Origin of the sequence: Pedobacter miscanthi, from assembly GCF_032678605.1 — a bacterium.
Lineage (GTDB): Bacteria > Bacteroidota > Bacteroidia > Sphingobacteriales > Sphingobacteriaceae > Pedobacter > Pedobacter miscanthi_A.
In genome coordinates this window covers 1-14,007 of the sequence record NZ_JAVTSU010000025.1, presented here as the reverse complement: position 1 = coordinate 14,007, position 14,007 = coordinate 1, and the positions used below count along the sequence as shown (strand labels likewise).

General features: G+C 39.7%; 12 protein-coding genes and 1 pseudogene. 3 read left to right on the top strand and 10 right to left on the bottom strand.

What is annotated here, in order from left to right; genetic code table 11:
- Nucleotides 1–33: 33 nt before the first annotated feature.
- From R2R28_RS25940 to R2R28_RS25930, 3 genes are all read right to left on the bottom strand, one after another.
- Complete coding sequence (locus R2R28_RS25940; protein WP_316828564.1) at nucleotides 34–249, bottom strand: hypothetical protein; 216 nt, start codon at nucleotides 247–249, stop codon at nucleotides 34–36.
- 74 nt (nucleotides 250–323) lie between these two features.
- Nucleotides 324–557, bottom strand: a complete 234-nt coding sequence (locus R2R28_RS25935; RefSeq protein WP_316828563.1) for a hypothetical protein — start codon at nucleotides 555–557, stop codon at nucleotides 324–326.
- 262 nt (nucleotides 558–819) lie between these two features.
- Nucleotides 820–1,053, bottom strand: a complete 234-nt coding sequence (locus R2R28_RS25930) for a hypothetical protein (RefSeq protein WP_025143589.1) — start codon at nucleotides 1,051–1,053, stop codon at nucleotides 820–822.
- A 362-nt stretch (nucleotides 1,054–1,415) separates the two neighbouring features.
- On the opposite strand from R2R28_RS25930, the gene R2R28_RS25925 reads away from it, so the two are divergent.
- Both R2R28_RS25925 and R2R28_RS25920 read left to right on the top strand, forming a co-directional pair.
- Nucleotides 1,416–2,900 (top strand): alpha-amylase, encoded by a 1,485-nt coding sequence (locus R2R28_RS25925; RefSeq protein ID WP_316828562.1) that lies wholly within the window; start codon nucleotides 1,416–1,418, stop codon nucleotides 2,898–2,900.
- A 69-nt stretch (nucleotides 2,901–2,969) separates the two neighbouring features.
- Nucleotides 2,970–3,209: a hypothetical protein gene (locus R2R28_RS25920; protein WP_316828561.1), complete on the top strand. Its 240-nt coding sequence runs from the start codon at nucleotides 2,970–2,972 to the stop codon at nucleotides 3,207–3,209.
- Between the two features lie 190 nt (nucleotides 3,210–3,399).
- On the opposite strand, the gene R2R28_RS25915 is transcribed toward R2R28_RS25920, so the two are convergent.
- The 6 genes from R2R28_RS25915 to R2R28_RS25890 form a co-directional block, all read right to left on the bottom strand.
- Nucleotides 3,400–4,329: a metallophosphoesterase family protein gene (locus R2R28_RS25915; RefSeq protein WP_316828560.1), complete on the bottom strand. Its 930-nt coding sequence runs from the start codon at nucleotides 4,327–4,329 to the stop codon at nucleotides 3,400–3,402.
- Nucleotides 4,330–4,881: 552 nt separating this feature from the next.
- The gene (locus R2R28_RS25910; protein WP_316828559.1) at nucleotides 4,882–6,663 is read right to left on the bottom strand and encodes a RagB/SusD family nutrient uptake outer membrane protein; all 1,782 of its coding nucleotides are present in this window, start codon (nucleotides 6,661–6,663) and stop codon (nucleotides 4,882–4,884) included.
- Nucleotides 6,664–6,674: 11 nt separating this feature from the next.
- Nucleotides 6,675–10,073: a TonB-dependent receptor gene (locus R2R28_RS25905; protein ID WP_316828558.1), complete on the bottom strand. Its 3,399-nt coding sequence runs from the start codon at nucleotides 10,071–10,073 to the stop codon at nucleotides 6,675–6,677.
- A 206-nt stretch (nucleotides 10,074–10,279) separates the two neighbouring features.
- Nucleotides 10,280–11,443: a FecR family protein gene (locus R2R28_RS25900; protein ID WP_316828557.1), complete on the bottom strand. Its 1,164-nt coding sequence runs from the start codon at nucleotides 11,441–11,443 to the stop codon at nucleotides 10,280–10,282.
- Between the two features lie 77 nt (nucleotides 11,444–11,520).
- Nucleotides 11,521–12,087 (bottom strand): RNA polymerase sigma-70 factor, encoded by a 567-nt coding sequence (locus R2R28_RS25895; protein WP_316828556.1) that lies wholly within the window; start codon nucleotides 12,085–12,087, stop codon nucleotides 11,521–11,523.
- Nucleotides 12,088–12,299: 212 nt separating this feature from the next.
- Nucleotides 12,300–12,533 (bottom strand): hypothetical protein, encoded by a 234-nt coding sequence (locus R2R28_RS25890; protein ID WP_316828555.1) that lies wholly within the window; start codon nucleotides 12,531–12,533, stop codon nucleotides 12,300–12,302.
- A gap of 534 nt (nucleotides 12,534–13,067) precedes the next feature.
- On the opposite strand from R2R28_RS25890, the gene R2R28_RS25885 reads away from it, so the two are divergent.
- Nucleotides 13,068–13,322: a hypothetical protein gene (locus R2R28_RS25885; protein WP_316828554.1), complete on the top strand. Its 255-nt coding sequence runs from the start codon at nucleotides 13,068–13,070 to the stop codon at nucleotides 13,320–13,322.
- 503 nt (nucleotides 13,323–13,825) lie between these two features.
- Here R2R28_RS25885 and R2R28_RS25880 read toward each other — a convergent pair.
- A pseudogene (locus tag R2R28_RS25880) lies at nucleotides 13,826–14,007 on the bottom strand (type I methionyl aminopeptidase); the annotation flags it as partial.

Below are 14,007 nucleotides of genomic sequence, written 5' to 3'. Positions count from 1 at the left end.
AAAGCTGATAAAAAGCCTTTTCATACTTGATTATTATTGTTTTTGACCCAATAAACCAAGGTTTAACCCAATGTTATTTCCTATGGATAGTGTGGTAGTGCTTTTATAATCACCATGGCTCCTGGTAAAGGAAATGCTTAGTAAACTATCCGTTGTAGATGTAAGTGATAAGCCCATGGTGCCCTGGCTGCCATCAAATATCCCTCCACCATTAATGGTTACAAGTTCTTTTTCTGATAAATTTTTCATGATATTCCGATTTAAATTGAATGGAAAAAGGAGGATAATCGCTTTTATCCTCCTTTTTCACTACTAATTAGTTATTATTTGCTTAAACTATCGAATAAGCCACTTAAGCTACCACCGATGTTGTTACCAATGGAGAACGAACTCGCACTGGCTTCATCACCATCTTTACTTGCGGTTTGGAACGATAATAAGTTACCAATTCCGATTGATCCTAATAAACCACCTTTGTTTGATGAATCATTGTTACCAAATAAACCACCACCATTAATCTCTTTCATTTCTGTTAAATTCAATTCTTGCATTTTCATAATAAATAGATTTAATAAGCCTACACTGTTATAGGTTTTCAGCATCCCCTAGTTGGCTTTCATAGCCGTTTAATTGATAAACGCATTAGTTTAGTGATTGGATTTTATGAAACCAGTGTTTCAAACAACAACGCAGAATACAATAAACTATCTGGTTGTCAGTTTATTAAAACAATTTTATAGCCCTTGATGTTACGCGTAAATGCATAAAAAAAAGGACCTCCGAAGAAGTCCTTTTTTATAAATTGAGTTTTAAGTCAAATTAGCTGGTTAAGCTTTTAAATAAACCTTCTAGGCTTCCACCAATGTTATTCCCTAAAGAGAACGAGGTTTTACTCGATTCATCTCCGTCTTGGGTTTCATTTGAGAATGATAACAAATTACCAATTCCGATTGATCCTAACAGACCGCCTGAATTTGACGAATCATTACCACCAAATAAACCACCACCGTTGATTTCTTTCATTTCGTTTAAATTTAACTCTTGAAGTTTCATAACGTTTTCTAATTTTAATAATGCCTACTCTATTTGAGGTTTTCGGCTACTCCTTTTATAAACCGGCGTTAATTGCCGGGGTTATTTAAGAAACGAAGCTAAGTAGCTTAAAGTTTTTATAAAACCCTGATTAGCAACTCGCAAAAAGAATATATTAAACCATTGAGTTGTTATTTTTGATATAACAATTTTAACACTGCGCCGTTTCGCGCGAACATATAAGCATGCGATTTTAATAAATGGGAAAACATTTTTTTAGCTTGATGTAAGCTTTTTTATATGCCCGATTTTAAAACTATCTCTAAAATGCGCAAACCATACTCCATTGATCGTGTTGTATCCGCAGAAACTTACTATAACATATGGAAAATTTTACGATGCTCCAGTATTTTCAGTGGTATTATCCTTCGGATGGCTCACTCTGGAAAAAATTAAAGGATGAGGCGACAGAATTAAAAGCTTTTGGGATTGATACGTTGTGGCTTCCTCCGGCACATAAAGGCATGGAAGGTAACACCTCAACAGGTTACGATTCTTATGATCTGTACGATCTTGGTGAATTTGACCAGAAAGGAAGTGTGAGGACAAAATATGGCACCAAGGCCGAATTACTTGAAGCGGTACGCGCTGCACAGGATGCCGGATTGCAGGTATATATGGATATTGTGCTAAATCACCTTGGTGGTGCAGATGAAACGGAGACCGTAACCGTTAGAAAAGTTGATCCGGAAAACAGGAATAACTTTATCTCTGAACCTTATGAAATTGAGGCTTATACCCGTTTTACCTATCCGGGCAGGGCGAAAAAACATTCGGCCTTTGAATGGGATTTTCAATGTTTTGCAGGTGTCGATTTTGATAACAAAACGGGTGAAACAGCAATATTCAGCATCCAGAACCAATATGGAGAAGGCTGGCAGAATGTACTGGACAAAGAGAACGGAAATTATGATTACCTGATGCTTACGGATATTGATTACCGAAATCCACATGTGCGGGCGGAGGTTAAAAACTGGGGCGAGTGGCTCCACGAAACCATTAAATTTGATGGTTTCAGGCTTGATGCCATTAAACATATGGACCCGCAGTTTTATAATGAATGGCTGGATCATATCAGGGAGAAAACAGGGAAAGAATTGTTTACTGTAGGCGAATATTGGTCGCCTTATGATTTAGGCTCATTGCTTGAATATATCGACATTACCGAAGGTCGCATGTCGCTTTTTGATGCTCCTTTGCAAGGGAACTTTTCACGCGCATCTAAAGAAGGTAATGCCTTTAATATGAGTGAAATTTTTCAAAACACTTTGGTAGAGGTTAAACCGGAACTTGCAGTAACCCTGGTTGAAAACCACGATACCCAACCGCTGCAATCGCTTGAACAAACGGTAGACCATTGGTTTCGTCCCTTGGCTTATGCGCTGATCTTGTTGCGCAATACAGGCTATCCATGCATTTTTTACCCTGACCTTTATGGTGCCAAATATAGCGACATGGGAAATGATGGCAATGAACATGAAATTGTGCTTGAACCCGTAAATGAAATACAAACCATGCTCGGACTAAGAAAACATGAAGTACATGGCATACAGCGTGATTATTTTGATCATCCAAATTGTATTGGCTGGACCTTATCGGGCGATGAGGAACATGCGAATTCAGGGATTGCAGTCTTAATTTCTAATGGTGATGAAGGTTATAAAGCGATGGAAATAGGTCAGCATTTTGCAGGCAGGGTTTTCCGCGACAGGCTAAATAATGTGGATACAGAAGTGGTGATTGATGAAAATGGCTGGGGAGATTTTCTGGTAAGTGCCGGATCGGTTTCGGCCTGGACAGCAGATTAAGAGCCATTCTATTAAATCAGCGTAGCATAAAAAGGAATTATTTTATTAAAAGAACTAAAAGAATAGATCATGAAAAAAGAACTTTTATCAGAGAACGTTAAAATTTTTATGGATTACGCCATAGATACGGTTAAAGCAATGGATGGTGCACCAGAGCACAATGAAGAGGAAAAAGCAGGCATAATAACCAGGATTACGCAGCTCAAGGCTTATCTTAACGATGTTGAGCAGTCTTATCTGGAGAATGCACCTGCAGATAATTCTTCATCTGTTGATCCTGAATATATTGCTGAGGCTGGCCATAGTTAATAAGCTCAGATACTGTTGAAAACTAGAAGTCGTCATTTCGAGCGGAGTGCAACGCAGTCGGGAAATCTATAGTAGATCTCTCCATTGCGCGGCGTTTCAGTCGAGATGACGAACTTTCTATGGGGATTTACTTAATGCAATAAACATTAAGATTCCCGCTTGCACGGGAATGACAATTTTTTATTTAACCTTATCCCTTTGTTTCGGGTTGCTCAGTTTCAATGTATCTATTCTCCAAAGTACCATCGCTATAAAGCTTTAAAATAGCATAACCCGGAGCAGTTTCCTGATAATAATAGGGTGCTGCAGATTTTTTATCTCCTTTACCCCACCAAAATCCACTCATGGCGCCATTGCAATAATATTCTACGCCGTTATACCAGGCCCGATCCAACAAATGCTGGTGACCGCTGAGGCAAACCTTCACTTTATCTTTATGTTTGTAGAACAACTGTTTTAATTCTTTATGGTCGCCGTGCTGGCCACCCTCCCATGTGCCGGTAACGGTTAAGATCGGGTAATGCGACATCAGCAGCACCGGGGTATTGGCTGGTAAACGTTCCAGTTCATTTTCAAGCCATTTGTACTGTTCGGTATCTAAACTGGTGTTTTTATTGTTGCCATCCAGAATAATAAAGTGCCAGCCTTTTTTAGAAAAACTATAATAGCGGTTAGGAATTTTTAACCTTTTAACCACGTAATCTTTACCATACATTTCATCGGCGGTAGAAGGTGCTGCCCACCAAATGTCGTGATTACCAATACAACTGTGCACTTCATACCCGTCAATTTGCTTGATGCAGTTATCCCAGATTGACCATTGTTCGGTTACGCTTTCACGTTTAATATCTTTGTAATCAGCCGCATGAATGCTATCGCCACCATTTAAAAAGAAATCAACTTTCAACTTTTTAATTTCTTTCAGGCTTTTTTCAAACCTTGCAGGTGCATCATCGCCACTTCTAATGTGTACATCAGTAACGTGTGCAATTGTTAATACAGGTTTACGGTTGTTGCTTTTTTCTGCTGCCGGGGCTGCTAAAGCTATATTTTTTAAATCACCAAGTACGAGTGCTGCCGTAGCCAGCGGAATCGACTTTAATAAATTTCTTCTTTTCATATGTGTGTTATTTGTTTTAATTGAGGATTTTTCATAAAAGCATTGCTTATCAGAATCTAATTAAGTCCTTCGACAGGCTGCCATTGACAGACACCATAGTAAGGTCGTCATTCCCGCGCAGGCGGGAATCTAATGCAACCTGCAACCCCTACCAAGGCATTACGATTGCCAGTCGGGCTGGCAATGACGATTCTACGCACTATCATTAAACCTCCAATGTATTTGCAAAATTCTAAGCTCTATCAATGACAGACACCATAGTAAGGTCGTCATTTCCACTGCGATCGAAATGACGATACCACGAAGCCATTTACCTTTTTACCCATCTGTCATTAATATTGATTTTATACCATAGATTATCCCTCAGGATGACAGATTAAACAATAAGATCGTCATTGCGAGAAGGAATCCCGAATTTTCGGGAAAGCGATCTTTGTAACAAAGATTGCTTCGCCGGCTGAAAAAGCCTTCTCGCATTTGACGATTTATCTTGGTTTTTATACCATAACTATTCCTTAGAATGACAAGTTTGTTTTTAAATTCTCTAATCTGTTATTGCCAGCCTGTTGGTTGTTTAAGCTGTGGGTTAAGCAAAATCTGTTGCATGGGTATCGGGAAATAATAATACTTCGGATCGATAAATGATCTTGGCGCACTCAGGTTTTCAGGGAACATAATGAACCCGGAACTCCCGTTGCTTAAATAAAAACTATTATCGCTAAGGTAATATTTAACCAATTTCGATTTAACATCAGCAGGCAGACCATCAAGCGGTGTTTCCTGGTTTGGCGCCTGTAAAATAGCAATGTCTTCTATCCCATCTCCTGTTACGTCATAAGCGCCAAGTTTGGCTAAGTACATCCCTTGTGTTGGTTTTTCGAGCAGTTTCCCGGCTTTCCAGCGCAATAAATCTGCAAACCTGAAACCTTCGCACGCCAGTTCTACATTACGCTCTCTGCGGATTTCCAAAAGCACTCCTTTATTGGCATTGTTAACCTGTGGATACATGGCTGCTAAAACGGCGTCAGGTGCAGCATTTGCTACAGCCATATTTAGACCTGCTACGCCAGCACGGTTACGTAAAACATTAATGGTATTATCAACATCCGTTTGGTTAAGTACTCCCAATTCGGCCCTGGTCTCAGCCTGGATCAATAAAACCTCAGCATAACGCAAGATCGGCAAATCCGTAAATTCGGTATAAACTTTAGTGGCTGGATCTATTGCATAAAATTTAATTTGAGGATACCCCCCAAAAGTTGGCCTTGTTTTATTGGGAATACCGCCAAGAGTAGTAGAAAAACCTGGCGGCATTACGGTTACCGCCATCCGGGGATCGCGGTTATTGAAAATTTCTGCATAGGTTTTCTTGTCAAAATTAGCGGTTGATGTAAATGGCGTGCCATCTGTCATCAAATAAGTATCGATCAGGCTTTTGCTTAATGCCCACTGCCAATCGAACACATAATGCGTGCTGTTAGCGCGGTTCAGCGCTTTATCATAATCATCATAAAAGATCATTTCCTTATTCCCGCTCAAATCTGTGCTGGTAAAAAGTTTTTGATAATCTTCTCCTTTTTTACCGGTATTGTAAATGCTAAAACCTCCACTCATTACTTCTTTACTGGCCGATTCGGCCCTTTGTAAAAAAGTATTAGCTGTGGCCTGGAATCCAAGTTCATCATGGTATTTCCTGAATGTGCCCTCAAACAAACAAAATCTGGCCAGTACAGTTAAAGCTGCCCATTTGGTAATACGGGTATTGGTTCCTGTAGCCAATACATTGGCAGCTGCATATTCCAGATCAGCTTTAACAGAATCTGCGACTAAAGTACGTGGATCTTTGGCTTTGTACAGCTGCGCCTGGTCATCAGGGTTTAACACCGTATTGTAATATGGCACATCGCCATATCTACGGATCATATTAAAATAAAATATCCCCCGGTAAAAGCGGGCAATACCAACAAAATGTTTAATGGTAGCCACATCTCCCTGAACCTGTTGCAGGTTAGTAAGCATATAATTAATGGTACGAAGGTTCGCCCAGCTCCATCCTCCAACATTTGTTGGACTGATTTTCCCCCTAATCATATTATCCAGCTCGCTCCCACCAAGGTTTACGGAGATATTATCAGAAAAAAGATCATCTGTGCTGGGGCCAAACATGCCGTAGAATCCGTTGGTATAAGTTTCAAGATCGGCAGTGGTTTTAAAAAACTGATTGGGTGTAATAGTGGTTTCCGGAATCCGGTCGAGGAAATCTTTCTTGCAACCTGCCAAAGCTACTATCATCAATACAATCAGGAAGATATGAATGTAATATTTTGTTTTCATCTGTTTTAGTATTAGAAATTAAAGTTCAAACCGAATGAATATGTTCGTTGAAAAGGATAGATATTCCCATCAAGTCCTTCAGGATCGAGTTTTACTTTAAGGTTGGAATATTCGAATAGGTTTTCGCCACTTACATAAAAATGTACATTTTCCAGCTTTAATTTTTTGAGCAAACTTTTAGGTAAAGTATAGCCCAGGGTGATGTTTTTTACCCTTAAGTAAGATGCATCCTGTAAAAAACGGGTATTGGGTATGCCCAGTTCTTCGCCTGTATCTTCAGCCGCATAAGCTTTTATCCTCGGAAAATAGGCATTAGGATTTTCCGGACTCCAGTGATCGAGGTTTTGTACGGTTACGTTGGTCCAGGGTTGCGCGTAAATGCCCCAGAAATAAATGTTGCTTCCTGCTGCGTACCAATCTCTTTTACCCACTCCCTGGATAAATACCCTTAAATCAAAACCTTTCCAGGCGCCAGATAAATCAATACTGTATGGCAAGCGATTAAGTTTATTGCCAATTTTATAGTAATCACCTGGATTTCCTGCTGTTTTATCACCAAAATCAACTTTTCCATCATTATTCCGGTCTTTAAACTTCATATCGCCAACAAAATACTGATAGCGCTGATCGTCGGTTCCTACTGCAGTTTGATTGGCATGATTTTTCAGTTCATCTGCATTCTGGAAAAAACCTTCTGACTCTAAGCCCCAGATTTCACCTATTTCCATTCCTTCGTAATAATCACTCAGCAATTTATTCGGGTTATCAAAACGTGTGATGTACGATCGGCTATCGCTAACGGCAACTACAAAATTGTAGGTAAGTGGCGAACCACCCAGCATCAGCTGATCTTTCCATCCTGCTTTCAGTTCCCAGCCTTTCGTTTTCAGGTCGGCAGCATTTGCCTTTGGAGATCCGGTACCAAAAACTCCAGGAAGCGGTTTTCCGGGTACCAGCATATTCTTGGTAAAACGGGTATAACGGTCGAAATTCAGTTCCAGTCTGTTTTTAAAGAAACTCATATCAACACCAAGATTAATGGTCGAAACCTTTTCCCATGTGAAATTATTGGATATTGCCAACGGTGGATTCACATAAGTAGGTTGAGATCCGCCTAATATCTGACTCGTTTTTCCACTGGTCATTTTGGCCAGGTAATCATATTCATTGGCAGAAGCCTGATTACCCAAAACGCCATAAGATGCCCTCACCTTAAACATATCCATGGATAATGATTCTTTTACAGGCGCAAAAAACTTTTCTTGCGAAATCATCCAGCCTGCAGAGGCCGATGGTACGAATGACCAGCGTTTGCCAGGAGCAAAACGCGAAGATCCATCATAACGGCCATTAAGTTCTAGCAGGTAACGTTCCTTGAAATTATAATTAACGCGGTAAAAAAGCCCTTGAACTGCCCATTCAGCAATATTTTCTGTTATGGTTTGATCGCCCGTGGCCAAATTAACAGAAGGAAGACTGGTAGAAATTAATTGTTTGCGTGAGGCTAAAAATCTGGCATTTCTGAACTGCTCCTGGTTGTAACCCACAAGGCCTGAGATATAATGATTTCCCAGTTGTTTTTGTGTTTGGGTGTACAGGTTAATAACGTTGTATTTTACATTTCCATTCTGATCTGTTGCAGAGGTAGAGCTGGTTAGTGGCGGTGCCAGGTTTGGTCCTGTTTTATAAGGAACCGGAATCTCAAAAGATTTACCCAAACTATCTACCCTTCTAAAGGTTGCATCCCCCTTTAAAGTCCAGATATTTTTGATCAGTGAAGCATCGAAAGAAAAGGTAGTCTGAACCGTATTTGCGGTCATGGTTTTTCTTCCCCCTTCCTGAACGGCACCTAATAGTGATGCCCCGGCAGAAGTCCATGAGCCATCAGGGTTACGTGGAATATCGGTTACATTGGTACGGTTAATGTTCCAAAAATAATTGCCATCAATAAACGTTGGTGCTTCGTAAGTTGTAGAGGTTAACATGGTGTTATTCGAAACGGTAAGCCACTTGGTCACGTTAAAATCAACCTTTCCCCTTAAATTATAGATATTATTGTTTTCGTCGGCCCCGCGGATCATCCCTTTTTGTTTGTAATAATTTGCAGAAAGGTAATAGCTTAGCTGATCGGCTTTTTTAGAGATGTTAACACCTACATTATAGGTTGGTGCCGATTGCTCGTAAGCTTCTTTTAACCAGTTTGTAGAGCCGATATAAAACCATTTATTTGGATCGGTTGGGTCTGCAATAACATCTGGTCGTGAAGGATCGAGCGAACGTAACCTGGCGGCTTCTACAAGCGCGGCGCTGTATGCGGGGTTATACAGTGGAAATGCGGCTTCGTTTTTTGCCATCAATACCTGGTAAGGGTCGGTAACTACTTCGGGCAGTTTACCAACCGTGCGGTAAGCCATATAACTGTTTACACTTACATTGAGTTTATTGCTTTTGGCCGATTTGGTTACCATTAACACAACACCAAAAGGTGCCCTGGCACCATAAATGGCCGAAGCAGCCGCATCTTTAAGTACGGTTACACTTTCTATATCGGCAGGATTAAGGGTTAAAAGTTCGGAGGCGCTGAAAGGAACATTATCAACCAGGATAAGTGGTGCACCACTACCATTAATGGAAGCAAATCCCCTCACGTTAAAATCAGGTGCGGTATTTGGCCTGCCATTGGCAATGGAAATATTCAGGTTGGGAATTAATCCCTGTAAACCCTGCCCCAGGTTTGCAATGGGGCGGTTTTCGAGTTGTTTAGCTGTGATTGCATCTACAGCGCCAGTAAGATTGGCCCTTTTCTGCGTTCCATAACCCACCACTACTACATCCTCAAGGTCGGCCAGATCGGGCTGTAAGGTAATCGTCATCGCGGTAGCCTTTGTTGCAGGTACTTCCTGGGTTTTATAACCTAAATAAGAAACTACCAGTATCACACCTTCATCAGGAATGCTGAATTTAAAATTTCCGTTTTCGTCGGTTTTGTAATAAGTTTTAGTTCCTTTGATCAGGATAGAGGCATTTGGTAGTGTACCGCCTTTTTCGTCGAGCACCTTTCCGGTAATTTCTACCGCTGATAAAATATTGATCAGTTTATCCAATAAAGACAATGGTTTGGTTTTAATAATAACCGTTTTCTCATCAATGGCATAAGTAAGGTTCCTGCCTTCCAGGCATTTATCCATTACTTCATTTAAAGAAGCATTTTCAAATCTGGCATTAATGGTTTTATTGATTTGGAGTTTATCGGCTTCCCAAAGCACGTTATAACCGGTTTGTTTTCGGATGGCCCTGAAAACCTGCTTGATGGTTATATTTTTTTGGACCAAAGAGAGGCTCTGGGCATTGCTTGTTGTGGCGTGTACTTGCAGCAGGCAAGTAACCATCAAAACTATTATGAGTTTCATTACTAGCAAAAATTTGGCCATGCAGGGTCGATACCTGCAAAGAATATTAGCAGAATTTGTATACATTTGTTTGTTTGTTTTGGTTTAAATTATTCTATCGCAAATAGGGTATTCAACTGAAGCCCAAACATTCCCGGTTATGCCGGTTAAGGGTCAGTAATGTTCGTAGCATTGCTGACTTTTTTTTTGACTGCAGTGATGGGTTTTTATCTCATAACTACAATCCTCCTTCCTTCAATCTTAAAGTGTACAGAACCGGTTAATTCTATTTTTTTAAGTAGCTGAGATACATTGGAAAACCTGGAAACGGTACCGCTAAATCCTTTGGTTTTTAAACCGGCATCTTTAAAATCTACTTCTACATCATACCACCTGGCAACCTTATGCATAATGCTTTGCAGATCTTCATCATCGAACATAAAAAAACCTTCTTTCCAGGCCATTACCTGTTCGGTATCAACAGCAGCCACTTTAATTGATTCGCCATTTAAAACAGCTTGTTCGCCAGGTTTAAGTATTTTATCTGTGCCCGATGTTCCATTAGAAAGCGGATGTACGGCAACCATACCTTCCAGGAGAGTGGTTTTGGTATTATCTTCCTCCTGATAGCTGCTGATATTAAAGTGGGTGCCCAACACTTCCACCTCCTGTGAACTGGTTTTTACAATAAAAGGTGATCGCCTTGAGGCCTCCTTTTCGTGTATTGTTTTTTTAGCCACTTCAAAATAGGCCTCACCCTGAAGCTGAACCTCCCGTTTGGCAGCAGCAAACTGAGCCGGATAACGTAAAGATGAACCCGCATTTAGCCACACCTTAGTTCCGTCTGGAAGATTAACCTGGTATTGTCCTCCCCTTGGGGTTTCGATGGTATTAAAATCGGCTGTAGATGATTTACCGATACCAGAAACAGTGTATGCCAGCTGTCCGTTTGCAGTTTTAGATATGATTACGCCAGCTTGCTCTGCTATTTTTCCATTCTTTAGATCGTCCAAAGCAATACGTTTACCATCCGAAAGGGTTAAAAATGCTTTATTTCCCCCTGGTGCAATATCATGAATGATTAAATTTTCTGCTGATTGAGCCGTAAAATCAGGCGTATTGGCAAAATGATATAAGCCAATTCCCAATACAACAAATATGGCGGCGGCAGCCCATCTATAATAAGGTGTAAGTTTTTTAGTCTTGTTGTTCTGCTGTTGTATGTTACGCCACATCGATTTTCTCAAGCCATCATAATCAGGCTCAAACTGAAGTGCTTCTGGATTTTCGGTTTCCTGTAAATACCAGGATTCGACCAGATCAGCCTCTGCAGGGCTGCACCTCCCTTCCAGATATTTATCAAGCAACTCTTTTGCCCGTTTATGCTCCATACTATTTTTCCTCAATTGGTGAATGTATGGCTATGAACGTTTGCCCGCCCTGAGGGAGTAGACGAAATGAAAAAAAATTAAAAAAATAAAAAGAAAAACGTTCCCAGCTTTAAACGGAGAATTTTTAAGGCATTTGCCATCTGTTTTTTTACTGTTTGATCTGATATTTCCATTTGAGTAGCAATTTCCCGGTGGGACAGGTAAAACCTTCGGCTAAGCTGGAAAACTTCCCTCATTTTTGGTGGCAATAAAGCTACTTCTGTTTCAATACGGTTGGCCAGTTCCCGGTCGCGTACAAGATGGTCAGTGGTATTATTCTCCTGTTCGATAAACTCTGCAAGAGAACTGAGGTAATTGTTTTTTACTTTTCCACGTTGGAAAATTTTTAAAATGCTGTTACGCGTAGAAGTATATAAAAATGAGGAGAGGGAAATTTGTATTTCAAGGGTTTCGGCTTTCGACCAAAGCATTACAAAAACATCCTGTACCACATCCCTGGCTTCTTCATCGTTTTGGATAATCTTCCGGGCATACCTAAATAATATTGCCCAGTAACGCTCATAAAGTACGGCATAAGCACGGTGATTTCCTTTCTTCAACAGAAGAAAAAGTTCATCATCGGTATGCATATTATAATTGCCCATTACCTAACATATTTTCAATACAAAAAAACCATTTAGATATTAAAGATACAATTCTTCTAATATTATCAATTTGTTAAGGCGAAAATCGAGATGAGAATTTTATAAAAAAATAGTTAATCCAAAATAGCTATTTCTATTTTTTGGATGATAAAAAAGGCTATACCGTAAACATAAAGTTATTAGCTACATTATAGCCTTCATTTTATAATTACTTATACGAGGTTATTAACCTCAAATCCACGGTAGCTCAGCATTTCTGCATTGTGAGCCACAATAAGATTGAGCTGTAATCTTTTAATGAGTTCTTTTGCGCCGGTAATCCCCCTGTGTATGTCGTTAACCCCTCTGATTTCGATTCCATTTGCCATCATTTTAAATTTATTCGGTTCAAATTTATCAATGAATTTCTGCAGATCTGAACTGATCTTTGTCTGTGTTTTTTCCATGTAGAATCTAATCTTATTATTGAGCGCAAAGCAAGGCAACCCATTTAAACTTATTGGTCAGTTTATGTTATGAAATAACACCCTGCATGGTAAAAAATAAATTCGGTTTTTAATGGAATTATACATTTGAATATCCATATTAATTCATAGCCAAATAACAATTCCATAACATTAGAGGTTTACTTTTGCGGCATCATATATTTGGTTAGCAATTTAGTTGAAGTGTAAAGTCCGGGGTGGTTTCCGGACTTTGTTATTTTCCACCATATCACAATTCCTTGTAAAAATCTGCAGCTTTTTAGCTATTCAAAATGAATATTGTTATTTTCGCCCGAAAATCAATGTAGTTAGGTTAAAAGGTTTTTAACTACAAATGCATACAGATAAATACGGATTTTTATCTCGTGATAATCCGGGCAAGTGTTGCTAATTAGGTTTACCAGTGCAAAGCGCATTACTTAATAAACATTGACTATAAATAGATTTAACAGGCTAAATACGTTTAGCTTAAGCGAACATCAAGGAATAAATTGAATGGAAGAGAACGATTTTGTGTCTATCTGGCTGGAAGAAAATGGAAATCCAGCTATTGAGGAACTTACACGTGCTAATTTTGAAGTGGCTGCGAATGCGGTAAAAGCATTAATAAATAAAGGGTTTACCAAAAAAGATCTTGCTGTATGGGTTGATATTAATCCCGTAGAAATTGAAAGATGGCTCTCAGGCAGGCATACTTTTAGTCTAAATATTTTAAACGAAATTTCTGCAAAAATTGACGGATTTCAATAAGAAATTCATCATTTTGCGTGTATTTTAATGGAATAGCGTGATCTTTTAACATAGCCAAAAGATTGGGCAATGCCATTAAATTAAGCGTTTTAACCACAGATGAACGCCGGTAAACACGCATTTATTTCTATGTGCATTTTTATAATTTGAGTAACTTGTTACATCATTTCTAGCTCCTTCTTTTGGTTCGTGAGGACACGAACCAAGGCGCTGAAAGATCATGTGCCCTGGTTCGCGACCGCACGGGCATAGCCATTAAATTAAGTGTTTTAACCACATATGAACGCAGATAAACACGCATTTATATCTCGCATCCTTTTTGTCGCCTTAGTTCGTGTCTCCACGAACCAAGGCGCTGAAAGATTATGTGCCCTGGTTCGCGACTCCACGGCCTAGCCATTAAATTAAGCATTTTAACCACAGATGAATGCAGATAAACACGCATTTATATCTCTCTGCATCCTTTGTCGCCTTGGTTCGTGTCTCCACGAACCAATTTTAAATTAATCCCAAATACCGTTTTTTGTGGTAAATATTACGGATAACCCATCAGTTACCATTATGGTATGTTCGTGTTGAGCAACAAAACCACCTTTATTGCCACACAGTGTCCAGCCATCGGCTTGTGTATCGGCAATTGTAGAACGCGTAGAGATAAATGTTTCTATTGCCACAACCGAATTCT

Coding starts and splice junctions, on each gene's coding strand:
- R2R28_RS25940 (WP_316828564.1), bottom strand. CDS start 249: ATGAAAAATTTATCAGAAAAAGAACTTGTAACCATTAATGGTGGAGGG.
- R2R28_RS25935 (WP_316828563.1), bottom strand. CDS start 557: ATGAAAATGCAAGAATTGAATTTAACAGAAATGAAAGAGATTAATGGT.
- R2R28_RS25930 (WP_025143589.1), bottom strand. CDS start 1,053: ATGAAACTTCAAGAGTTAAATTTAAACGAAATGAAAGAAATCAACGGT.
- R2R28_RS25925 (WP_316828562.1), top strand. CDS start 1,416: ATGGAAAATTTTACGATGCTCCAGTATTTTCAGTGGTATTATCCTTCG.
- R2R28_RS25920 (WP_316828561.1), top strand. CDS start 2,970: ATGAAAAAAGAACTTTTATCAGAGAACGTTAAAATTTTTATGGATTAC.
- R2R28_RS25915 (WP_316828560.1), bottom strand. CDS start 4,329: ATGAAAAGAAGAAATTTATTAAAGTCGATTCCGCTGGCTACGGCAGCA.
- R2R28_RS25910 (WP_316828559.1), bottom strand. CDS start 6,663: ATGAAAACAAAATATTACATTCATATCTTCCTGATTGTATTGATGATA.
- R2R28_RS25905 (WP_316828558.1), bottom strand. CDS start 10,073: ATGAAACTCATAATAGTTTTGATGGTTACTTGCCTGCTGCAAGTACAC.
- R2R28_RS25900 (WP_316828557.1), bottom strand. CDS start 11,443: ATGGAGCATAAACGGGCAAAAGAGTTGCTTGATAAATATCTGGAAGGG.
- R2R28_RS25895 (WP_316828556.1), bottom strand. CDS start 12,087: ATGGGCAATTATAATATGCATACCGATGATGAACTTTTTCTTCTGTTG.
- R2R28_RS25890 (WP_316828555.1), bottom strand. CDS start 12,533: ATGGAAAAAACACAGACAAAGATCAGTTCAGATCTGCAGAAATTCATT.
- R2R28_RS25885 (WP_316828554.1), top strand. CDS start 13,068: ATGGAAGAGAACGATTTTGTGTCTATCTGGCTGGAAGAAAATGGAAAT.